This is a genomic window from Paenibacillus sp. FSL R7-0333, from assembly GCF_038000365.1.
Taxonomy (GTDB): Bacteria; Bacillota; Bacilli; order Paenibacillales; family Paenibacillaceae; genus Paenibacillus_AQ; species Paenibacillus_AQ silagei.
In genome coordinates this window covers 2,058,192-2,081,386 of the sequence record NZ_JBBOBZ010000001.1, presented here as the reverse complement: position 1 = coordinate 2,081,386, position 23,195 = coordinate 2,058,192, and the positions used below count along the sequence as shown (strand labels likewise).

The 23,195-nt window shown below is 52.0% G+C and carries 19 protein-coding genes and 1 pseudogene; 4 read left to right on the top strand and 16 right to left on the bottom strand.

Annotated elements, in window-relative coordinates:
* Positions 1-156: 156 nt before the first annotated feature.
* Positions 157-1,347, top strand: coding sequence for a pectin acetylesterase-family hydrolase (locus tag MKY86_RS08505; protein ID WP_076079013.1), 1,191 nt, complete (start codon positions 157-159; stop codon positions 1,345-1,347).
* A gap of 46 nt (positions 1,348-1,393) precedes the next feature.
* The gene (locus MKY86_RS08500; protein ID WP_076079014.1) at positions 1,394-2,011 is read left to right on the top strand and encodes a TetR/AcrR family transcriptional regulator; all 618 of its coding nucleotides are present in this window, start codon (positions 1,394-1,396) and stop codon (positions 2,009-2,011) included.
* Here MKY86_RS08500 and MKY86_RS08495 read toward each other — a convergent pair.
* The 7 genes and pseudogenes from MKY86_RS08495 to MKY86_RS08465 all read right to left on the bottom strand — a co-directional run bounded on the left by MKY86_RS08495 (position 1,986) and on the right by MKY86_RS08465 (position 9,866).
* The gene (locus tag MKY86_RS08495; protein ID WP_076079015.1) at positions 1,986-3,344 is read right to left on the bottom strand and encodes a HAMP domain-containing sensor histidine kinase; all 1,359 of its coding nucleotides are present in this window, start codon (positions 3,342-3,344) and stop codon (positions 1,986-1,988) included. The two genes, MKY86_RS08500 and MKY86_RS08495, sit on opposite strands and share 26 nt — an antisense overlap.
* Positions 3,341-4,017: pseudogene (locus MKY86_RS08490) on the bottom strand (response regulator transcription factor). Before MKY86_RS08490 ends, MKY86_RS08495 begins: the two are co-directional and overlap by 4 nt.
* Positions 4,018-4,039: 22 nt before the next feature.
* On the bottom strand, positions 4,040-6,001 hold the full coding sequence (locus MKY86_RS08485; protein WP_340826701.1) for a serine hydrolase domain-containing protein: 1,962 nt from the start codon (positions 5,999-6,001) through the stop codon (positions 4,040-4,042).
* Between the two features lie 202 nt (positions 6,002-6,203).
* Entirely contained in the window at positions 6,204-6,638 is a 435-nt protein-coding gene (locus tag MKY86_RS08480; RefSeq protein ID WP_076079016.1) for a hypothetical protein, read from the bottom strand.
* A 39-nt stretch (positions 6,639-6,677) separates the two neighbouring features.
* A complete protein-coding gene (locus MKY86_RS08475) occupies positions 6,678-7,103 on the bottom strand; it encodes a hypothetical protein (protein ID WP_076079017.1) in 426 nt (141 codons plus the stop codon).
* 184 nt (positions 7,104-7,287) lie between these two features.
* Positions 7,288-7,848 (bottom strand): CueP family metal-binding protein, encoded by a 561-nt coding sequence (locus MKY86_RS08470; protein ID WP_076079018.1) that lies wholly within the window; start codon positions 7,846-7,848, stop codon positions 7,288-7,290.
* A gap of 29 nt (positions 7,849-7,877) precedes the next feature.
* Positions 7,878-9,866, bottom strand: a complete 1,989-nt coding sequence (locus tag MKY86_RS08465; RefSeq protein WP_076079019.1) for a Na+/H+ antiporter — start codon at positions 9,864-9,866, stop codon at positions 7,878-7,880.
* Between the two features lie 268 nt (positions 9,867-10,134).
* Between MKY86_RS08465 and MKY86_RS08460 the strand changes: the two genes are divergently transcribed.
* Complete coding sequence (locus MKY86_RS08460) at positions 10,135-10,800, top strand: hypothetical protein (protein WP_076079130.1); 666 nt, start codon at positions 10,135-10,137, stop codon at positions 10,798-10,800.
* A 410-nt stretch (positions 10,801-11,210) separates the two neighbouring features.
* Here the strand turns inward: MKY86_RS08460 and MKY86_RS08455 are convergent, their stop codons facing one another.
* From MKY86_RS08455 to MKY86_RS08415, 9 genes are all read right to left on the bottom strand, one after another.
* A complete protein-coding gene (locus MKY86_RS08455) occupies positions 11,211-12,524 on the bottom strand; it encodes an ABC transporter substrate-binding protein (RefSeq protein ID WP_076079020.1) in 1,314 nt (437 codons plus the stop codon).
* Entirely contained in the window at positions 12,524-14,335 is a 1,812-nt protein-coding gene (locus MKY86_RS08450) for a sensor histidine kinase (protein ID WP_076079021.1), read from the bottom strand. Before MKY86_RS08450 ends, MKY86_RS08455 begins: the two co-directional genes overlap by 1 nt.
* Before the next feature lie 102 nt (positions 14,336-14,437).
* Positions 14,438-15,106 carry a hypothetical protein gene (locus tag MKY86_RS08445; RefSeq protein ID WP_076079022.1) on the bottom strand — a complete coding sequence of 223 codons (669 nt, stop codon included), beginning with the start codon at positions 15,104-15,106 and terminating at the stop codon, positions 14,438-14,440.
* A gap of 15 nt (positions 15,107-15,121) precedes the next feature.
* A complete protein-coding gene (locus tag MKY86_RS08440) occupies positions 15,122-17,266 on the bottom strand; it encodes a hydantoinase/oxoprolinase family protein (RefSeq protein ID WP_076079023.1) in 2,145 nt (714 codons plus the stop codon).
* A gap of 42 nt (positions 17,267-17,308) precedes the next feature.
* Positions 17,309-18,592 carry a citrate transporter gene (locus MKY86_RS08435; protein WP_235191726.1) on the bottom strand — a complete coding sequence of 428 codons (1,284 nt, stop codon included), beginning with the start codon at positions 18,590-18,592 and terminating at the stop codon, positions 17,309-17,311.
* Positions 18,593-18,804: 212 nt separating this feature from the next.
* A complete protein-coding gene (locus tag MKY86_RS08430; protein ID WP_076079024.1) occupies positions 18,805-20,154 on the bottom strand; it encodes an FAD-dependent oxidoreductase in 1,350 nt (449 codons plus the stop codon).
* Positions 20,155-20,192: 38 nt separating this feature from the next.
* A complete protein-coding gene (locus tag MKY86_RS08425) occupies positions 20,193-20,933 on the bottom strand; it encodes a response regulator transcription factor (protein ID WP_076079025.1) in 741 nt (246 codons plus the stop codon).
* A 270-nt stretch (positions 20,934-21,203) separates the two neighbouring features.
* Complete coding sequence (locus MKY86_RS08420; protein ID WP_051477738.1) at positions 21,204-21,932, bottom strand: HAD family hydrolase; 729 nt, start codon at positions 21,930-21,932, stop codon at positions 21,204-21,206.
* Positions 21,933-22,104: 172 nt separating this feature from the next.
* The gene (locus MKY86_RS08415) at positions 22,105-22,362 is read right to left on the bottom strand and encodes an AbrB/MazE/SpoVT family DNA-binding domain-containing protein (protein WP_036721536.1); all 258 of its coding nucleotides are present in this window, start codon (positions 22,360-22,362) and stop codon (positions 22,105-22,107) included.
* 385 nt (positions 22,363-22,747) lie between these two features.
* On the opposite strand from MKY86_RS08415, the gene MKY86_RS08410 reads away from it, so the two are divergent.
* The gene (locus MKY86_RS08410) at positions 22,748-23,167 is read left to right on the top strand and encodes a MarR family winged helix-turn-helix transcriptional regulator (protein ID WP_076079026.1); all 420 of its coding nucleotides are present in this window, start codon (positions 22,748-22,750) and stop codon (positions 23,165-23,167) included.
* The last annotated feature ends 28 nt before the right edge of the window (positions 23,168-23,195 follow it).

Here is a 23,195-nt window from a genome sequence, read left to right as displayed (position 1 = left end):
ACTATATTTGGAATATCTAAATTAAAGCTTTTATATTGATAATCATAGATTTAACAGTCCGCCAAAAGCTTATTTTCAGCTTGTCTCATCAGATTTAAGTATACACCTTGTGCAATGAGTTAACTAGACGTATACTTCTAGTAAAGGGGCGATGAGATGAGCAGAATGAAGAAAATCACGATATTTACGGGTATTGGATTGTTGAGCGTTGTTGTCATAGCCATTGTTGCGGTCTACGCCTTCGTAATCCAGCGGCCGGTGACCACTACCCCCGTAATCGCAGAAGCGAAGCCCTACGAGTGGAATAAGATCAAGCTGGGCGGGAATACCCTTTCCAGTGATGGATCAGAGTATTTCATATGGACTAAGACCGGTGAGAGCAACAACTGGATCATCTTCTTTTCCGGCGGCGGGGTCAGCTGGGATGCCCGGAGCGCTGCACATCCTATTAAAATTATGAACTTTATTAAAGGCGGGGATACAGGCAACTATTTCGCTGACATTCCGTTCTATATGCTGACTTTGCTGGGCGGGATGATGGATACGGACAACCCGGATAATCCGTTTCACGGCTGGAATGTGGTCTACCTCCCTTATTCCACAGGTGACTTCCACATTGGTAACCGCACCGTTACGTATCCGCGAGAGGACGGGAGCACCTTCACCATGCGGTATAACGGGCGTACTAATGTGCGCAGCAGCCTTGACTGGATCTATGCGAACGTGGCTAAGCCAGATAAGCTGCTGATTGCAGGCGAGAGCGCCGGGGGATTCGGGTCCGCCTTCTGGGCGCCCGAGATTGCTTCACATTACCGGGATTCTGAGATTTTCCAATATGCAGACAGCTCCTTCCTGAAGTCAGACAAGTGGCCGCAGGTGATGAAGCAGGAATGGGACTCGGATTTCACTGCAACCTTCGGGTATGCGCCGGAGGCAGATATCATCGGGGCTGCTTTTCGCGCGAATGGCCGGCTGCTGCCTGCAGGTACGGTGCTTTTACAAGCCTACTCGGTATATGATGAGATTCTGATCCACTTTCAGAACAAGATTAACGATTACAACGGACCACGGGACCAGAAACTTATTAAAGAGTGGTCAGAGGAAATGCGGCAATCAGTAGCTGCTCTAGCGGCAACGGTTCCTAATTATTATTACTATCTGACGGATTACGGGCTGAACGCTGAGAACGGGACAACCCCGCACACTTTTTCCACCCGGGAGACCTTCTATCAGGCGGAGCAGGATGGTGTGAAGCTTGTGAAGTGGCTGGGGGATGCGGTCAATCAGCAGAAGCGCTATTCGGTAGGCAGCGAGTTCTTGGGGACAACAGCACCTGCTCAGGAGTAGCTCCTGCAGCAGCGGTATTTTCGCAGGAAGATAGGAGAGAAGATCATTGAATTTACGTGAAAAGCAAATGCAAATGACCAAAGAGCTCATTAAGGAGGCCGCACTGGGCCTATTCTGTACTCAAGGGATCGAACGTACGGATATGGCACAGATCGCCGGACAAGCCGGTGTCTCCCGCCGAACGTTGTACCTTCATTATAAGGACAAGGAAGATTTAGCCGCTAAGCTCTATGTGGATAATCTGGAGCGGATGTTTGGCAGGCTGCTGTTTGATTTCGATTTTGCCCGGCCTGTTCCCTCCCTGGAGAAGATTCTGGATCAATATCTGGCATTAAAAGATCATCACGAGGCACTGATCTATTATGATGCCATTTTTGGAGTCTACTACAGCACCCTGTCCAAGAATCCGGCGGAGCTGCCTGATTTCAAGAGAGCTATGGAGGTCTGGTATTCCCGGTACATCAACCTTGAGACAGCAGCGGTGGCTCCAGAGTATCAAAAAAAGTGGCTGGATCTTCTGCAGAAGTCCACCCACCTGTATTTCATGTATTTACAAAAATCCGTAATTCTGTCTCATCAGCGGGGCGGTTCCGTTACGGAGGAAGACCGGGCAGCGGACCGGCAATTCAAGGATTTCATTATGGCTGGCGTGCGGGCAACCTGACGATAATCGTTGTTCCCTCTTTTACCGCACCGTCCAGCTCAATACTGCCCTGATGCAGGGAGACGATTTTTGAGACAATGGCCAGTCCCAGACCGTTCCCGTTATTACTTCCATTCCGCGACTTGTCTATGGTATAGAATCTTTGGAATACCGCACCCCACTCTTCCGGGGAGATCCCGATGCCATTATCGCTGATCGTGACCGCAACTTCTGCTGCACTGTGGTCTATACGGATGCTGATCTTCCCGCCTTCAGGCGTGAACTTGATGCTGTTGCCCAGCAGATTCATCCACACCTGCTTCAGCTGATCTTCATCGCCAATGATATAGACCGCTTCCGGCAGCTCCAGATCGATAACGATGCTTCGGGCTGCCCATTGCGGCTCACAGGTCACCACGATGGTTCTAATCTGCTCATCAAGCCGGAAGGAGACTGCCGAGAAGGGGTGATGCTCGGAATCCAGGGAAGCCAGCTTCAGCAGATTATCACTCAGCCGTGACAGACGTCCACTCTCCGCAATGATGATATCCAGATAGTCCTTACGCTCCTCTTCCGCAATCAAATCATTGTTCTGCAGCGCCTTGGCAAAACCCGAAATGGAGGTAAGCGGTGTCTGGATTTCGTGGGAGACATTAGAGACGAAATCCTGCCTCATCTGCTCCAGCTGCTTCAATTCCCCCGCCATCTCCACATAGCTCTGTGTCAGCTCTCCGATCTCGTCTACACGGTTCATCTTAAGATCTACCTCAAAGTCACCCTTGGCCAGTCTTTTGGTAGCATTCGTCAAAGCCTTAATCGGCTCCACCAGGTATCTGGCAGCAATAAGAATGCTTACACTTCCCAGCAACAGCACGAGTAACAGTACAAATAGTACCAGACGGTTGACGATATGTTCGTTCTCGGCTGAGTACTGCAGGAACATCGCACGCCACTCCCCCTTGAGCATAAAGGGCATTCCAATGAACGTATCATTATCTTCCGTGGAAGAACGATAGACCTTCCCCTGCAACACTTGCCGGACAGCCCCGGGAGTGATGGTAACAGCCGGACTATCCGCGAGCCCGTAAAAAGTATGTTCCCCCGACTGGTCGTACAGATGGATAAGATGCGCTGATACCTTAACCATACTATTCAGGAACTCGTCCGTATCTTCAGGCCTGGCGTCATCATAGCGGTGAATGATCTCCCTGCCCACTGTAATCATCTCGTTCTGTCCCTCATAGCTTATTTGCTTCTGAAATACATACAAGCCGATGAAAAAGGAACAGATCAGACTAAAGACAATGATGCCGAGAAATGTGAGTATGACCCGAACATACAGTGTCTTGATCATGACTCAGGAATCAGGCGGTAGCCCAGACCGCGGGCAGTTTCGATATGAAAACCCTCGCCATTGCCGCTGAACTTCTCTCTCAGCCGGCTGACATGCACATCCACAGTCCTGCCGTCCCCTTCATAATTCAAACCCCAGATTTGCTGAATCAGCTGTTCTCTGGTGAAGATCTGCCTGGGGTGGCTGACCAGCAAAAACAGAAGATCAAATTCCTTCAAAGGTAACGTGACCGGCATTCCACCGCGTGTAACCTGAAAAGTCCGGCGGTTAAGCACCACATTGCCAAGCTGTACGGACTGGGAAGTGACAACCAGTGAGCGTTTGAGCAGTGCTTTTACCCGCATGACCAGCTCAACCGGATCAAAGGGCTTGGTCAGATAATCGTCCGTTCCGAGCTGAAATCCTTTCACTTTGTGGGCCGATTCCGCTTTGGCCGTCACCATAAGAAGGGGCAGGTTGGCATCCGTACGCCGGATTTCCGGCACAGCTCCCAGCCGTTCAGTCCCGGCATCATAATATCCAGAATCACAAGATCGACATGCGAGTTCTCAATGATGGACATCGCCTTGGTACCATCCCCGGCTTCTTCGAGGCCGAACCCTTCTTTGCGCAGATATAGAGACATCAGCTTCCGGATATTGTCATCATCATCCGCGATCAGTATAGTAGCCACGATCATCCTTCTCTCTTAAGCGTTATCCAAACTGCCAGCCGAGCAGATTCCAATAGTAGAAGAAGAAAGTCAGTTGGGCAGCTGAAAGCATCACTAATGTGTAATGCACCCGCCTGAGGGCGGTCCAATATTTATTTTTCCATACCAGTATAGCTGAGACCAGCATTGCTAAGGTCAAGCCCGCCATAATGATTGGCATAACCAAGCTGACAGACAGTAAAAGGCTGATACTGCTGAGCTTCTGCATAATGTCCATGGACATAATAATCATAAACAGAGTAATAAAAGACAACAGCGCCCAAACGGCAGTTCCCGCAGATAATCGGATGGCCCGCTTTTCCGGGAGCGTCATCGCCTTGAACCTGCGTCTGAAGAAGATAGGTCCGGGCAATGCCGTGAGGAAAATGAATCCCAAGACACCAAGCAGGATAAGCCAAAACTTACTTTGATCCAAAAGCGGCGTACGCTCCAGCGGCATCTCCGGAGCCATGTCCAGGAGCATATGTGTCACTGCGCCGGACTCATCCGTCAGGAAGCCGATCTGGTCGGTCCCTTCCTCCAGCTGGAACAGGTTAGGAGCGACTGCTCTGTACAGCTGTTGTTCACTACCGCTTCCCAAGGATATCTTGTTATCCACAATCGTAACATTCAGCTGGGCAAAAAAGTTAAAGAACTTGTCAATATCACTTATGTTGCGGCGTGTAAATTGATAAGAGCCGGCATATTTCTGTACGGATTCCGCGGAAGCGGAGAACTCCGGCTGCTTCACTTCAGGAGCGGGATAGTACTTGTTGAACAAGGCCTGGACCAGATGGGTCGCAGCTTCGCTGCCTTGACCGCCATTGTAGGATAAGAAAATCCCCAGTTGCTTGGCTGGTGCGAGATACAATTCCGTATTAAACATGGGATCGGAGCCGCCATGAGAGATTAATCTCACCCCGTTCACCCGCTTCTCTGCGAATCCGAGAGCTACTCCCGGCAGGCGCTTATCGAGCTGGAATGCCGTTGAATGCATGAATGCAGCCGTCTCAGGCTTCAGAATCTGCCCGTTGCCATATTTCCCGTTCTGCAGATGCGCGATCATGAAATGTGCCATGTCTATTGCAGATACAGTACCCGAGCCGGCAGGACGAAATCCGCCCTCGAAGGTAGGTGTGCCAGGAATAAAGCTGCCGTTCCCGCTATTATACCCTACCACCTGGTAAGGGAAGAATGACTCCGGCAAAGGCTCCACAACCGTTGAATGCTTCATGTCCAGCGGATCGAAGATATACTTCTGAATATAATCATTATAAGGAATACCGCTGACATCCTCCACGATCATACCTGCAAGCGTTGCTCCATAATTAGAATAGGCACTCATCTCACCTGGCGGTCTGATCCGTGCCAGCATATGTTTATTGAGTGTCTCCGAGATGGAACCGGGCAATCCGGCAGGATCAGTGACGATCTGATAACCGACTCCGCCCTCTTCAAATCCTGCGGTATGGGTCATCAAATGACGCATGGTGATGGGTTCAGGATAAGTAGCAGGAATCTTCACGGATTTCAGGTAGGTATTAATGTCCGTGTCCAGATCAATCTTGCCCTGTTCCACCAGCTGCATCACTGCTGTCCAGGTGAACAGCTTGGTCGTTGAAGCGATTCGGAACATGCTGGTTGCAGGGTCAACCGGAGCCGCTTGCTCCAGATTCGAGCTGCCATACCCCTTGCCCAGAATAATCTTGCCGTCCTTGACGATAGAGACCACCGCGCCGGGAATTTGCAGCCGGTTCATATACTCTTCCATCATTCCATCCACGAAGGCTGTCAGACTCGCCGTATCCTCAAGCTTGGCAGGAGATTCAATCCGGGAATCCGGTGAAGCGGCTTGCCCTGTCTCCGCACTGGCATGTTTCCCGGGAAATATAAGGCTCGCACTTAATCCCATCACAGCCAATATAGCTAGAGCAGCGATCAGCCTTTTTTTCATAAATATCAACATTATTACCCTCCGCATCATCTTCTATATTTAAGGTTAGGGTCAATCTCCCTAACACTTCTAGAGATTATCAGAGTAGTGTGAATGGAACGTTAACAGAACTATAAATGCTCCAAGAGCAGGTTTATTACACGAGAATATTCATTGATCGAATGAATACAGTAATATTCTCCTCATAAAAAAAACTCTAATCGTTATGTAACGATTAATTTCTTTTCCATACCCTTACACTGATTAAATAATATAAAGTCATAAGGGATTGAATTACTAAAATACCCAGCGGAAGTACATAGAGCATTTCAGCCTGATATTTTTGGAAAAGCTCAAAAGATACTACAGCATATCCTCTAGGTTCAACACCTTGTAACTCCACGAAAAGAAACAAAAGTAAACTGCTTGGAATGACCGTAAATAAAAACCAGGTGATTTGGTCGCCTCTCCTATTAGCCCTAATAAACAATAAAGAATTAATAAAACACATGCAGAAGGGCAGGAAGTAGGTTTTGCAAAGTAATATTATTATTCCTGTTCCCCATCCCTCAATTCTTATCTCAAGAAAATAGATTAAAATCAGATGTACTGCAATTGCTGCTAACATATAAAGAACGGCTTGGTATATTGGCTTTATGAATTTCCCCATTCTCTTTTCTCCTTGCTAACATTGTATGAGGCAAAATGATTATTCTATGGATAATATCATAAACCATATTGAGGCCCAAAGGAGTAACTGGATAACTGAATAGATAATGGGGAAGAAAAACATCAATTCCAAATACCCCTGTTCAAAATGCAATTCAATAAATACGGGTTCGCTCGGCTCCGCACCTGCAGCCTCCTTTAATTTAAAGAGAATAACAATACTGGGAAGCAGACTGGTCAATAGCCAAACCAGATTATACCTGATCTTCTTCGTTTTCAACGACCTCATACAAGTTGCATACAACAAAAAAACCGGAGCGCAATATGTCAATGCAATTTGCAGACCCCCTACTTCCTCCCACGCACCCTTTTTTAAATTCAAAAAGCTAATAATCAGCAAATGAATTATACCCACCACTGCAACCTGCGCTAGTCCTTTAATCCTAATAATCATCCGCTCACTCAACTTATCTCCCCCAAGATTATATATATTTTCCTTTTACACCGAATATCGGATTCTCCTCTTGATTTATGTATATCAAAGAACGGCAAAAAAGGAGCCGTATACAGATACGGCCCCAACTCATTCAATCTCTATATTATTCATCTGACAGAGGAGACAGCTTAGGCAGAGTCATGATTGCTATCCTCTAACTTAATTGCATAGTAGTCAGGCAGGTATCATCACTCTCAAAAGTGGAAATCTCAGACTGGGCCTGCTTACCTTCATGAGTAATGGTCATCTTATAGTTCTGATCACGCGGCAGCCATAGGTCGATGAAGCCGTTCGGCTGGGACTTGACGGTCTCGTTCATGATCTCCTTACCGTCCGCATCTTCGATTGTTACCCCGAAGGATTGGCCGGCCATCTCCCCCTGGCAGCCGGTCAGGCTGTGGGTGGCACAGGGATGTGTATTCTGCACATATGGGGCAACCGACAGGAAGAACTCATCCTCAGGTAGCCCATAGACTGCTTCGTTAGAACCGCCGCTGTCCACGATCAGTTGGGTCGAGGTAATCGAAGCGGACTCCGCCGTCAAGATGCGTGAGCTGAAGTCAGCCACCATTTGCTTGATGTCCTGACTGGCAGCCTGACTGCTTCCCGGAGTTGTAGCAACCTCTGTTGTCTTCTTTTCCCCGCTTCCCGCGTACAGGTAGATTCCCAGCGCTGCAATAACCGCGCACGTACCCGCTACTACTTTATTGTTCATGTTAAGATTCAGCTCCTTGTAGATGGCATTCAGCCCATTTCTTCCCGCAGATCATGCTCCATGAACAGAATATCACGTTTCATTTCCTTCATGCTAGCTCTGGAGATCCGTCCGGCCTCGAACATCAGCTGAATGTGGTCACGTTCGAGCTGAATGCCTGCTCTCGACAATTCCTGCAGCGATTCTTCGAACTCCCGTTTCGTGGAGGAGATGGACTCTGGACGGGTTAACCGCATTCTTCCCCGCTCATAGCGCAGAATCAGGGCGCTAATTACTTCAGGCTCCATCTCTCCCGTAGTCTGCAGCTCTCTCAGCCGCTCAAGAACATAAGCGAAAATCCCGGCCTGCAGCCGGTTTGATTCCTCACGCCGCTCCTGCGCGCTTAAGCGGACCTGCTGAATGACACCTGTGATTTCTTCCCAGCTTTTGAACGGAATCAGATCATTCTTGTACTGCGGATCACGGGTGTATATGAACAGCTGCCGGTTCAGGCGGTTCAGATAGCGGTATGCCGTATACGGGTTCACTTCGTGCTGCTTGAGCGCAAGCATAGTGTATTCCCGCTGCCACTTGAGTGCTGTCACCCCAAGCTTCCGTTCCATTTCCTCAGCGTCTTCATTCTTCTTCAGCAGGCGGATTCTTGCGTTATAGATCCCGGTTAGATGATTTAAGGCGAGGCGGGACTGATCTGTAGCCTGCTCATTTAAGCCCGCAACCACACTGCGCAGAATTTCGATTTTGGCCTCGGCCTCCTCGGCATTGTGCTCTGCTTCATGATCTGAGCCAAGCAGCAGCGGCAGCAGAAAGTTAGACGCCAGCAGGGTCCACAGAATGACACCCGCCGCCAGGAAAATAATCAGGTCTCTCGCCGGAAAGTAGGAGCCGTCATCCAGGAAAAACGGCAGTGACATCGTACTCGCCAGGGTAATCGTACCTCGAACCCCCGACAGTGTGAGAATGAGCGCCTTTTTGAATTCCAGCTTCCAGGGTCCGCGCGGCTCCTCCCCTTCGGGAATATCCATGACCAGCATCCAGATCAGCCTCAGACCGAGGACAGCAGCGGTTAATAGCAGGGTATACAGGATAACCTGGACATTCCCTATATCCGGGTTGTTCCAGACGGTCTGAATAATCTCCGGCAGTTGGGTACCCAGCAGCAGGAAGACCAGGCCGTTCAGGACGAAGATAATGACGGACCAGGTGCTTTTGGACACGATACTCAGCTTGGCTACTTCAGGATTCATCTGCTTGTACCCGAGGGAATGGGCGATCCCTGCACTGACCACTGCCAGAATGCCATTGACTCCCAGCTCCTCAGCGGCCATGAAAATTGCAAAGGGTGTCAGAATCTCAATCAGCATATGTAGCGTGACATTCTCCATCCCGAGCCTGCGCAGCCACCGGACGATCCCATATTTAATGAGCGTGAGCACAAGGCCCAGCACCACACCGCCTAGCGAGATGCCAATAAAGCTCAGACTGGCCGTTTTGAAAGAGAAGGCGCCTGTAACCATAGCTGCGACTGCAAATTGAAAGGACACCAGACCCGACGCGTCGTTAATCAAAGATTCTCCTTCGAGAATTTGCATTGTCTGATGGGGGATTTTTACTTTTTGTTCCAAAGCGCCTACAGCAATCGCATCCGTAGGGGCCAGTGCCGCAGCCAGCGCAAACGCAGCCGCCAGGGGCAATACCGGCAAAAGCCAGTGCAGGAAATATCCCAGCACCCCTACCGTTAGAAAAACCAGCCCCAGCGCCAGCAGCAATATCGGCTTTTTCAGCTTCCATAAGGCCACTTTATCCGCAAGCCTGCCGTCATTGAACAGCAAGGGGGCAATGAATAATAACAGGAACAGCTCCGGGTTCAGCTCCAGCTCGAAATGCAGGGGCAGCCAGGTCAAGGCCATACCCAGTGCAATCTGAATGATCGGCACGGAGAGCGAGGGGATGAACCGGTTCACCAGATTTGACAGCGACACGGCTGCCAGCATCAACAAAATATACTCAAATAATTCCAATCGTGCAAACCTCCATCTCTGCACTTGTATGTGCAGATACTAAATTACGTTATGTATTTAAACTCAGTATAAACGATCTGGGAGGAAATATCCTCTTGGCGGCTGCTATAGATTTCATACAGATGGTTAATGTACGGACATCGATAAACCATTTATTGCCGCTCGCCCGTGTGCTGGCGTATAATTAGCTCAGACGAAGAACGTCCCAAGCCATCGCTGGCAGAGGGGCGTTCTTTTTTTGCGTAAAGGAGAGATGGAGGGAATGGAAATGGATTTTGAAAAAGCGCATCAGCTGCTCTTAGACCATCATTTGTCGATCAGAACAGGAGAGCGCAGAGGCCGGCTGTCACGGGGGCATCAGTATGCAGAGAAGCTGCTGCTGCGTAATGTCTGGTGGCCGCTGTTTGGCAATCTGGATGATCTGCATCCGGAGTATGAGGTCTACGACTGGAACCGTAAATCGCAATTTCTGGATGTTGCTTTTCTTCCGTCGTACGGAAAATTCGGCCTGGAATGTGACGGTTACCAGAGCCATGTGAAGGATATGGACCGCGAAAGGTTCAGCTACTCGCTGAATCGGGAGAATTATCTGAACGGACTGGGCTGGAGGATTATACATTTCTCCTTCGATGATGTGCAGAATCGTCCGGAAATCTGCCGCATGCTGCTGCAAATGGTCATTTCCCCTTCTTTGCTCCGTGTTCCGACAGGACCCTCACTTTCACCGCGGGAAAGAGAGATTGTCAGACTCTCCTTGAGTCAAAAAAAGGGGTTACGGCCCAAAGACCTGATGCTCCAGTACAATATGAGCTTTAGGACAGCACGCAAACAGCTTCAGGAGCTGGTCCATAAAGGACTGCTGCGCCCGGTCATACAAAACAGATACATTTGTTATTATGAGCCTGTGCAGGGATTGCCTGATTTGTATCAGTAAGTGCTGATGACTAGTCTTGGGTGAACCGCCCTGAGCATAGGTAAGCTTCATGAGTAAATCTACAGTATGCAATTTGGCGGGGATTGTAGCGGTTTGACAGGCTAGCAGCCTTAATAATGTTGCAGATATTGCAACTTAGCTATCTAGATACTGGGGTATGCGGGAGAATTGTTGCAGGAAATGCAGGAATCTTAACGTGAAGTTACTTAAATGCGGAGTATTCCTGCTTTTTGTGCAACATTTTCTGATTATGGCCCCTTAATGAGAGGCAATGTTGCATTATGTGCAGGAATTGTAATTGCGCTGCCGCCTCCACTTCCAAATCAGTAGGGGATGGCTCAGGGGATGGCTCAATGTATAGGTCAGCAAAATAACTCAGCAGGTGAACACAAGCACACACAACACCCCGCTTATTTCATAAGCGGGGTAACTTCAAGCTCCATTTGCCCGAGCAACTCGTCAACGGTGGACGTTTGCGTGTAGAGACCGTCCATTAACAGCTGGATCTTCGTATCTATCTGCTGCCAGTTCTTATGCCCGGGCGCGATCCGCGCCGTGGCGATCTGATCGAGCACCGCCCGCTGAATGCTCTCCGGTGAAGGCTCGGAAGCTGCCCGCAGGAAGACATCGGATTCCAGAACAGACTTGCGTGACGGGACGAAATATTGCGCGGTGATGCTCATCGATTCTGCATTGGTTATGAACTTGAGGAATTCTGCAGCCTCTGCCGGATGACTGGTCTCGAAAACAGACACTCCCGCATAACCGAGGGAGGTCCCTGTCCCCTTAATGCCTGACGGCATCGGAGCGATGTCCCAGGCAAAATCGGTAACCGCGCGGGCCTTGGAAGTATAGCTGTAACGGTCCGTATACATTCCAAGCCGGCCGCTGTCGAAGGCAATCTCATCCCCGGGCAGCGGGTGCACTTTGCTCTTGAACATCATGTCACTGTAGAGCTGGAGCGCTTCCTTCCCTGCGGGAGAATTGAGTGCAAATGATGCTCCGCCGCTGTCGAACAGCTCCGCTCCATGCGACCAGAACAGCGGCAGCAGTGCGTCCGACCAGTTGTTCCAATCGCGGACCAGCTTCACGCCGTAGATGCCTCGCTGCGGGTCGGTAAGGCTTCGCGCCGCCTTGAGGAATTCATCGTAGTTCCACTGTCCTTCCTCATACAGCTCCGTTGGCGTCTTCAGTCCACGGGCCTGGAACAGATCCTTATTGTAATAAATCAGCACCGGGGGCGTGGAGAACGGGATGCCATATAACTGGTCTCCCCGCTTAAAAATATCAAGGGTAGACGGATAAATATCCGCATACCGGTAGTCAGAGTCATCCTGAACCGCTGCGGAAATATCAGCCAGTTGGCCTGATTCAAGCAGTTGCGGGATCATCCGCTCCGCCAGCCAGCCGGCATCCGGCGCGGTGCGGGAGGCCAGCATGATTGACAGCTTCTGCTGATAATCCGCAAAGGGAATCATCATAATCTCGACCTCGATCCCGGAATGAAGCTGTTCAAATTCAGCTATAAGCTCCTCCACCATCGCCTTCTGCGCATCATTGCCCCAGATACTGAACTTCAGCTTCACGGGTGCCAGCACAGCAGCCGTCCCGCTCTCCACTTCTCCCTCCCCGGCTAACCCGCCGGGCGCCCCTTTTCCGGCACCCGAAGAACAGCCCCCAGCCAGCAATACCGCAGCGATAAGCGCTAACAGCCTAATCCGCATTATTCCTCTCCTCCTTGCCTGTCCTCTGCGGGTCCGGCATCATTCATCGCCTCCCAGTTCATCGGCAGGCGCAGCGAGACCGTTACGCCCTGCTCTGCCGTATTATCCAGTGTCAGGCCGTAAGGCTCCCCGTAGAGAAGCCGCAGCCGCTGATGGACATTTCGCAGCGCGAACCCCTTGAGTATCCGGCCAAAGCCTCCTTGCTCCGCATCGGCTGCGGCCCGGGGTTGACGGCCATATAGCTGTTCTTCAAGCTCCAGCATCCGTGCGCGGGTGATGCCGAGGCCATTATCCCTAACCGACAGAATCAGATCCTCTTCTTCTACAGAGGCGGTCAAGGTAAGGCACAGCTTGTCCGGTCCCATGGCATGCTCAATGACATTCTCGATCAGCGGCTGCAGAATCAGCTTCGGCACCACACAGGAATCAAAGGAAGAATCAATATGGATCACGGCCTCCAGCTTGTCTCCCAGACGCATGCCTTGAATGCGCAGATAGGCTTCCACGAATTTCACCTCATCCAGCACATACACCATCTGTTCCCGGTGGCCTACGGTATAACGCAGCAGTTTGCCGAGACTGGTTACCACACCTGAGAGCTCCCGGGTATTGCCCTGAAGTGCCAGCATGTTCACCATCTCCAACGTGTTGTACAGAAAATGCGGATGAATCTGGCTCTGCAGCGCCAGCAGCTCTGCCTCCCGCTCCTTCAGCCGGGTCTCATAGACCTCCTTAACCAGACGGTCAATCTCGCCGATCATTGTGTTGAATCCTTCGGTCAGCTGCCCGATTTCATCGCTGGTGGTGACCGTAGCACGTTCGAGGAACAGTCCCCGCTTCACCTGCCTCATCTTCGACTGAAGATGGGCAATGGGCTTAATCAGGCGGCTCGACAGCAGGATGGCTGCTACGTAAGCCGCCATAAGGGCCACTATGGAGACAATCAGTGTAGAGTTTGTCAGCTCACGGGCATCCTCCCGAAGCTGCGCCCGAGGCATCAGCGAGGTGACCTTAAGTCCTGTGTACGGTGATTCCGCAGAGGCAGTAATATAAGATTCGCGTGAATCGGGAAGCTTGCCGGCCCCGGAGTACAGAACCACCTGATCCTTGCCTGTAATCTGCAGCAGGCCGCTCCCGCTTGAGCGTACCGTCGAGACAATTGATCCGAAGCCCCGGGGCATCAGATCTACCTTGACAATCCCCAGCATGGCATGGGTGTACGGTTCACGGATGACTCTGGCCACGGAGATGATCCCCTGCTTCGCCTCTGTGTAGTAAGCTGCGCTGTGCGGCGGAAGAATGGCAAGGCCACCGTCCGCCTGCTCTACGGTCTCCATCCACTCTGCCGAGCTGCGGTCCCACCGCTTCCTCACACTCTGGTCCAGATTACTGAAGATTCCGCCGTCATTGGTGAATACCAGAATGCTCTCGATTTCCCCCCGGTCAAAAGCCAGCGAAGAGATAAACAGGTTCATCTTCAGCGTCTCATCCGTGCTCAGATAGGTGCCGCCCGAACCCGGCCCCCTGTGCTTGCGGAGAATCTGCATCATATCCTCATCATACAGCGGCGCAAGCGTCAGACGGTCCAGCTCCTTAATATAATGCTCCAGATTAATATTAATCTGGCTGACGACCTGATTGGACAGTTCTACCGTGTTGCGTTCTACTCCGGCAATATATTTCTTATAGCTGATGGTGCCTATGACCAGGAACGGAATGGTGATCAGCAAGCAGAATAAAATGATAAACTTCGTGCGCAGCGGTACATAAGCGGATCGGTTGAATCTTTTACCGGATAACATGCGTAACATGCGGACAGCCTCCCCGAACTCTGGTTCTACATCAACATAGCATAATCCGGGATGGAAGTCAGAGCTATCCGCCATGCCCTGCCCAGGCTCAGAGATTCCGGCTCAGCTATTCTCAAGCTCGCTTGACCAGACCTCCGTCTGCCTCCAGAATTCAGCGGCTGTCAGTGTCCCGCTGTGAATCATATACGCGTAATCCAGCAGATTCGGCAAGCAGGGCAGGTCCAGCAGATAGCGGCTGAACGCATGCGCAGCGATCTCCGAGGTCTTCGTTACGCCCGCCCGGATACGCAGCGGCCCCAGGGAGAGGCTGCTGATGTCATCCAGCCGCTTGTTGGTGTATCCCAGCTCCGTGAACTCCAGATCATGGAACAGCTCATGGGCGAGATGAATGTCGGTAACCTCCCTGAGGCTGAAGGAACGGCCGGGAAGCAGTACACCGGCACATTGCCGAAGCTCCTCCATGGAGGACCGGTACAGCGTAATGACGCGTTCCTTGGCCGACAGCTCAATCTGGGCGCGGAAGCGGATCTGCCCGATGGTGCCCTGCCGTTCATTGAGGTTCACCTGGATGCCCCTGTCCCTGCAGATGGCTCCGACATCCGTGCCATAACGGGCCTTGAAGGCCAGTGCCTGCTCCCTGCCAATGGCAAGCGGCTGCTCCACATAATAACGCCGTTTGCTGTGCGGTATTCTGTGAAATAACAGGTCGTTCTTCAGCTCGGCATACCCCAGTACATGATCGCCGGGCACTGTCTTTACAGCCGTCTTCATTCTCCTGTCCACCTCCTACTGATAGACGACGGCGAGCATTTCGCTGTTGTCCTCAAGCAATTGCGTCTCCACTTCAAGAATGGAGAACAGCTGCTCCTTGGTCTGCATCCCGGTCAGATCGAGCATTTTTTCCTTATAGAAGATGAAGGTCTTGGGGATCGTGGCATTGGCGTCCGAATAGATCGTATTTTCCTCCAGGAAGGAGGCGAACCGGTCGGCCATATTCTTCTTCAAAAAAGCCAGATGATACGCATTGCTCTTCTTGAAGCGCACCACACCCTCGCGGTCCAGCACACCGACATGGCTGAGCTTCTTCTTCACCAGCCCGAACATCGACTTCTTAATCTCGCTGGATTCGAACAGATACCATCTGCCGGAGGCCGCCTTCAGCTCCGTCTTGTCCGCGGGCTGTCCCAGCGCCTCCGCTGCCGTCTGCATCAGCTCGTTCACCGGCACCTCGCGGCTGGCCAGATCCTTCGAGCGCAGCTCGGTGGAGCCGGTGGCGATCGCCCGCAGAATATTGCGCTGGGAGTCAATCTCGATCGTGACATCGACCGTGGCTTCATTCGCCCCGGACTGGACGATTTTCTCCATAATCTCCGCCCGGATCAGCTTGATGTCATGCTCGGTGGCACCCACGACGGTCTTCTCGATCTGCTCGCGGACCATGGCCATTCCGACGCCAATCGTGGAGATATACGGTGCGTTATTCGCAATCTGGTGCTTGAAGCCCTCCTTCGCCGCCATGGCCGGGACCAGAACCGCACCGCTGCCTCCGCCGCCTACCAGCGTAATGAATCCGGTGTCCAGCTCATAATCGCTGATCATCTGATTCACCACCGCCATCACCTTACGGATGGCAATATCCATCGCTGCCCTGGCCGCCTCCTCCGCAGACATCCCCAGATGGGAACCCAGTGCCTGCCAGGCGATCCGGGTGCTCTCCAGATTGCCCCGGGCATAATCGGTCTCCGGCACATGATTCAGCAGATTCGCCGCTCCCGCCAGAGTGAGTGCGTATTCATGCCCGCCCGCACTGCGTAACGTAACGTAATCCGGATCGCCGTCACGCGGGCTAATGAGACCGATCGCAGGCTGCTCCAGATTCTCCTTGCTGGTGAAGCATTCGTATTCCAGACCGGCAATATGCGCACTGCGCGGGCCGACATCCGTGATCTTGCCCCCGCCGATCTGGATCATGCTGCCTCCGGCAACGGCCAGCGTCCGCACATCCAGCGAGCGCAGATAGGTCTTGTGTCCGCCAACCTGGGCGTTCTCAATCATGACCTTACCGTTCTTGATCACGGAAATATCTACGCTGGTGCCGCCGACCTCGAAGAAAATGCCGTCCGAGATCTTCTCATACATCAGGGCACCGGCCACGCCGGCCGCCAGCCCCGACAGCATGGTCAGGATCGGACGCTTGCGCACCTCGTCGATGCTCATGACCCCGCCGTCACAGCGCATGATCATCAGCTGGGAGGTAATTCCCGCTTCTTTGACCGCCTGCTCGGTCATATTGGCCGTCTCCATCATCTTGGGGATCAGGCTCGCATTGACGACCGCTGTGCGGGTCCGGGTCTTCAGCCCGTAGAGCTGGGAGATTTCATGTCCGCCGGTGGCGTACACTCCCCGGCTGCGCGCCGCTTCCATCACTCTCAGCTCATTGGCCGGATCATCGACGCTGTAAGCCTCCGAGGCTACAATAACCTCTGCCCCCTGGGCCAGCAGCTGGTCAATCGCATCGTCAATGGCTTCCGCTGTAAGTTCCCGGGAGTCAATGAACTTGTGATACGTAGTAAGATACTTGCCCGCAGCCAATTCGATATCCGCCACATTGGTCTCCGAGCGGGCACTGCGGGCATCCAGCCCCGTCCCCATCCCTACGATGCCGACACGGGCAACATCGCCTTCGAGCAGCGCATTGGTGGCCTGCGTCGTCCCGTGGGCGATGAACTTGATATCGCCGGGAAGGATGCCGTTCTCGCTCATGATCCGCTGGATAATCTGGACAATCCCGCTGGCGACTCCGCGTTTATCGTGGTGCGTGGTGGGCATTTTGACCTTAGACAGCACCTCAAAGGTCTCATTATCTATCGCCACGGCATCCGTGAAGGTTCCTCCGACATCGATGCCTATTCTGATCTGTTTATTGCTCATAGCAGGTTCTCCTCTCCATGAAGCTTAGTTCTCTAAGAGTCTCTAAAAGGCAATCATACCCGCGATAATCATCGAGATCATCACCGCAACGAACATCCAGGGCAGCGTCTTGCGCAGCGTTTCAATAATATCCGTCTTCGTGTAATCGGCGATCCAGACATTATGCGAGTTGGTCGGATCACTGACGGCCTGCAGATTGCTCACAATACGCAGGGCGAGCATCGCTGCCACAGGGGCCATACCACCAGCCACAATCAGTGCCGCAATTCCGCTGCCGAGCCCCCATACATTGAGCGGCCCCCGGTAGATTGCCAGCGGAGAGAGCAGGGTGAAGACGAGAATATACATTAGCGGACTCGTCGGAATAATGACCTCGATCAGCGGCTGAATCAATGAAGCCACTTGAGGTGCGGTTACCGCACTGAGCAGCATCCCGATGCCGATCATCAGACCCAGCGCACCGGCCACATCCTGAATGCCTTCAACCAGCGCACTAGACAACACATGGAATGGACGCTTAGGGGTGGCCAGCAGCAGGGTGACCAGAGCCCCCATGAAGACCGCCGAGACAATATCCACCTTCAGGAAAAACACGAGCAGCACCGGAACAAGCGGACTGATGAGCGCAATCGCTCTTACATTCTTGTTGTCCTGAGCCTGAAATTCCGGCTTGAGCGGCATTGCCCAGGCGCGGCGGACCTTGCCGTCTTTGCGGGTGTAATAGACGATCATAATCAGGGCAATCACAATCAGCGGGACGGCACAGACGAGCGAATAAGAAGCAATCGTGTTCGTTGGTACCTTAAGCACATCGGTATAGATCGCCCAGGTAGAGACGTTGAACACCACACCGACCGCATTGGCCAGTAGTACTACCAGACCGCTTACAAAGGGCTTAAGTCCGGCTGTCAGCATAATAGGGATAGCGATGGTCCCGACCAGAATAACCATACCCAGTCCGTTCGCGGCCGAGAAGATCACAGAGGCGGCGAGGAAAAAGATAATGGCTATCGCCAGCGGCTTATCTCCCGCCAGCTCCGCTGCCTTGCGGATAATGGTCTTCGTGATACCCACCTTACTGAGAATCTGGCCGAACCAGGCGCCGAAGATCAGTCCCGCGATGGCGGTGGACAGCTTCATGGCTCCGCCTGCAAGCACACCCTTCGTGATGGTGAAGGTGTCCGGGTTATCAGACAGGAGCGGGATGCCGGCAATCGCCGCCAGCAGAATTGCCATCATTGGCAATGCAAGCAGTGTGGTCAGCTTGCGGGTCATCATCAGACCCACAAACACAATGAAAACAAGTAAAATCCCGATAATTTGCACGGTTTCCAAACCTATTCCCCCTAAAGTTTTGTTGAATACACGTTGTTATAAGAATTATTATTAAATCTATTAGAACTTTGATGAGGTACAAGCATTTAATTGCAGCCAATGGTAGATGCTAACAACAGTTAGATGTATTTCTACAATTAAACTACACACAGCTTAATAACTGGCCACTTTAGTTGTACATATTACAGTTATGACGCCGCGCGTCACACTTCCAGATAAGCGCCATGCGCCACAAGCATCTCCTGCAAGCTCTTATAATCCACCTGCTGCACAGGAACTCCCTCTTTGACAGCCAGTGCTGCCGCCGTACCGCCCGCCTGCCCGATGGCCCCTACCGTTGGCGTTGTCCGCACAGCCGCCTGGGCTTCAAAGGTAGCCGAGAGGCATCTCCCCACAACAATCAGATTGTCGATCTCGCTGGTGATCAGGCAGCGGTAAGGGATGCCGTACATCGCGCCCCACTCCAGATGATCTGTTGCCGTTCCCTCGCCATCCGGGCTGTGAATATCAATCGGATACCCGGAGTGGGCTATCACATCCTCGAAGGGCTTCACCGACAGGATATCCTCTGCGGTCAGTGTGTACACACCTTTGATCTGGCGGGAGCCGCGTACGCCGATAGACGGGCCTGTGGAGACAACCACTGAATCTTCGAACCCGGGAATATACTTTTTCAGAAAAAGCTCCAGCTCCCGGCACTGCTTGCGGCCCTCAATCTCGGCCTCGCTGAGGCTCCACGGGTCTGTGCTGTCCTTGCCGAGAATGCGCGTCGTGTTCATGATAATCTCACCGGGATTGCTCGTCTCGAAGAATAGCACATCCTCTCTCGGAATACTGATCTCACCGCGCGCCTTCGCTTCACGGAATTGCTTGTCGAAGCCGACGACAGAGAGTCTGGCCGCCGAGTCCATCACCGTAATATCCAGATTCATGCGCGGAAAGTCGTCACGGTGCCCGCGGATATACGCCTTGATTTTCTCCGTGTCCACTCCCCTCATCTTCATCTTCAGTGTCATCGGCTGCGACTGCTCGTCGGATTCGCGCCCTTTGGTGAACGGGACGCCGGACCAGGCCGCCAGATCGCCATCCCCCGTAGCATCGATGAACACATCCGCCGAGATCCTGCTAAGCCCGCCTTTGTTGCACAAGGTAAGCGATGTAATGCGTCTGCCGGATACTTCAGCACCGGCCAGCATCGTATGATACAGCACCTCGCCTCCGCTCTCCTGCAGCATCAGATCCAGCTCGTATTTCATCGCTTCGGCATCGAATGGTGTCACCGAATAGGTGTAATTCGTCGCATCCGGGATATGCCCCGGCGATTTGCCGAGCGCCCGGAGCCGCTGAATCAGCTCATCGGTGATTCCCTGGATAGCCTGCTTATCCCCCGCGTGAAAAGTCATCATCGGTCCTACGCCCGCAGCAGTCAGGGTTCCGCCCAGGAACCCCCCCGCCTCGATAATCAGCGTCCGGGCGCCTGCTCTTGCTGCTGCGATAGCCGCGATGGAGCCGGACACCCCGCCTCCCGCCACAACCACTTCATATTTCCGCATCCTTGCTCCTCCTTCTTCTTCTAAAGTGAACGGTTACATTACTGCTGCTCCCTGTATTGCGTTGGGGTGCAGCCGGTATAGTCCTTGAATACCGCCATGAAATGCTTCGAACTTAGGTAGCCGGATAATTTGGCAACCTCATAGATTTTGAGATTCGTCTCCTTCAGCAGCTGCTTGGCCCGGTTCATCCGGCACCGGGAGACATAATCCGTGAAGTTCTGTCCGGTCTCCGTCTTGAACAGCACCGACAGGTACTGATGATTCAGATGCACCTGCTCCGCCATATATTGCAGCGAAATTTCCTGATCCAGCCGCTGGGCAACCAGTTCTTTCACTTTGCGGATCAGTTGCCTGCCCTTCTGGTCGGTCTCCCCCTCTTCCGGCTGGCCCGGCAGAGCATTCCGGGCTCCATGCTTGCGCTTGAACTCCCCTAAGGCCTGGGCCAGCTCCGTGCGGTCAACCGGCTTCAGGAGATAATCGCTGATGCCGTATTTGATGGCCTGCTTTGCATATTCGAAATCGGCATACCCGCTCAGAATCAGGATATACAATTCAGGGTACTGGTCACGGACCCGCCGGATCATCTCCAGCCCGTTCATTTCATTCATCCGTATATCCGAGATCAGGACATCAGGCTTCACACTCTTGAGTGCCTCCAGTGCAAGTCTTCCGTTCTCTGCCTCACCCACCACCTGAAAGCCGCCGATGACCTCCTCAATCAAATGCTTGAGGCCCGTACGGATCAGGGCTTCATCCTCAACCAGAAACAGCTTGTGCAACCCTATCCCTCCAAATACAGTATCTGGCCGCCTCTGCGCTTCGCCAAGCTTCTGAGGCTCATTCCTGGTGAAACGCTTACAGTACCAGTATAAAATTTGAGCACCTGCAATGAAACGGTCCTCATTCGAGAAAAGGTATGAAATTTCGAGATGTATCCGCGTCCGCTCCGCAAGATATGAAACCGGATGCCCTTCACGCCTGTAGTACGGCGGAAATGACATCCGGTTCTGTTTGCTTGTATATACACAGCCCGCTTCTGGCCTGGCTGATTACAGGCTTTGCGCTGTGCTGTTATCATACAGCGCAATCAATTCATCGAATGATGAGATAATGACATCCGAGCCCTTCAGCTCATCCTGCCGCCCGAAGCCGGCATAGGCGCAGCCGATAACGGTCTGTCCGTTGCCCTTGCCCGCCTGTACATCGGAGGAACGGTCCCCGACCATCCAGGCACTGCCGATCTTGTGATTGTCCAGCAGAAGGCCGAGCAGCTCGGTCTTCGTTGCCGTGCCCGAGCCGCCCGCGCTGTACAGCCCCTCGAACAGGTCTTTCAGCTCGTGTACGACTACGATGCTATGGATATAATCCTCCAGCCCGTTGCTGGCGACGAACAGCTTCACTCCGCGTGCGTGAAGCGCACGCAGCGTCTCGACTACCTTAGGGTACAGTACCGTCCCTCCGGCCTCCAGCCCCTCAATCTCAAGCTGCAGGAGCAGTTCATCCGCCCGGCGGTGTACCGCCTCATCCGCTTCCGGCATTACGTTCTTCCAGATATCCGCAAGCAGCATGCCTAGACTGCCCAGGATGCGCTCCTCCGGCGGAGTCGGGCCGGAATGCAGGCCTTCTTCCCGCAGAATATCAAACATTTTATGATAGGCGGGCAATAACAGGCTTTCTGTCTGGAACAGCGTACCATCCATATCAAATACGATGGCTTCCGGCTGGTTTAATTTCGGCAGCGGTCTGTTCCCCGCCTGTGTCTGTTCTTCGTTGCTCATGAGGTGAATCATCCCTTCCAATTGTTCTTCGGTCACACGCCCTAATGATATAGGAAGCAGCAGATGTTGTCTACGAACCCCTAATTACAGAAAGGGACCGCAGTGCAAACACATGGAGTGCTTACACTGCGATCCCTTCTGTTCATACTGCCTGCTGCCTCAGAATCTTAACTTATACGTTGTCGAAGCTTGAGATCAGTTCATCAAGAACATCTTTGCTGACCATTTTACCCTTGAAGTTGATCAGGTTCTCGGAACTTCCGGAGAAGATGCAAGTAGGTTCATATTTTCTGAGAATGATCTTTTCGCCGTCCACAAAAATTTCGAGCGGATCCTTTATGTCAATTCCCATTGTTCTGCGCAGCTCAATCGGAATCACAATACGTCCCAGTTCATCTACTTTTCTTACTATGCCAGTTGCTTTCATCATTATGCATCCTCCCTTGAAATAACACTTGGATCATCATTCGGTGTTAAAAGCTATCAAAGCTTCTAATAAGTAGAAATGATTACTCTATAATAGCATTGTAAAGTGCTATTTCTTTCCTGTCAATTTTATTTCTACATCTTTTGATATTTATCGACAAAAAATTCGACAAAGTTTAGAGTTTTTTCGACAAATTTATAATCGAAACCGTTTTATATCCATTTTATTCTTTTCATTCAATTTTTGCCCGTAATGCTGTAGGGGTATGGCTGAAGCGGTTTTCCCCTTAGCTTACGGCTGCTCCTTAGGAACTATGCTCTTCCTTTACTTGACAAGAAAGATATACAATCTATATATTTTACGTAATATACTATATTGGAGTGTTTCCATGAGCAAAGAAGCTGAGAAAGAGCAAGCCGTCTATACCGTCATGGAGCATATGGCCAGCGTGCAGCAAAAGTCACAGGCGTTCATAGACCGGATTACGAAAAAAGGGGTACTCTCGCAGAACCAGATCATGCTGATGTTCCTGCTGCAGCTCACCGGCTCTCTTAATATTACGGATATCTCAGAGCGGCTAGTCATTACGCCGGGAGCCGCTTCGTTCATGTGCGATAAGCTGGAGGATCTGGGATTCATCGAGAGAGTGCGCACGAAGGAAGACCGCAGAGTCGTCAATATTGTTCTCACTGGATCAGGCAAGCAGCACATCCTTTCTCTCTTCGACACCTTTGCATTGACTGACCTTGACAAAATATCGGCAGCCCTGCAGAGGATCGATGAGCTGATGGGCGGAATATTACAGTAGCATCAACGGCTATCCTTTAAGCACAGAC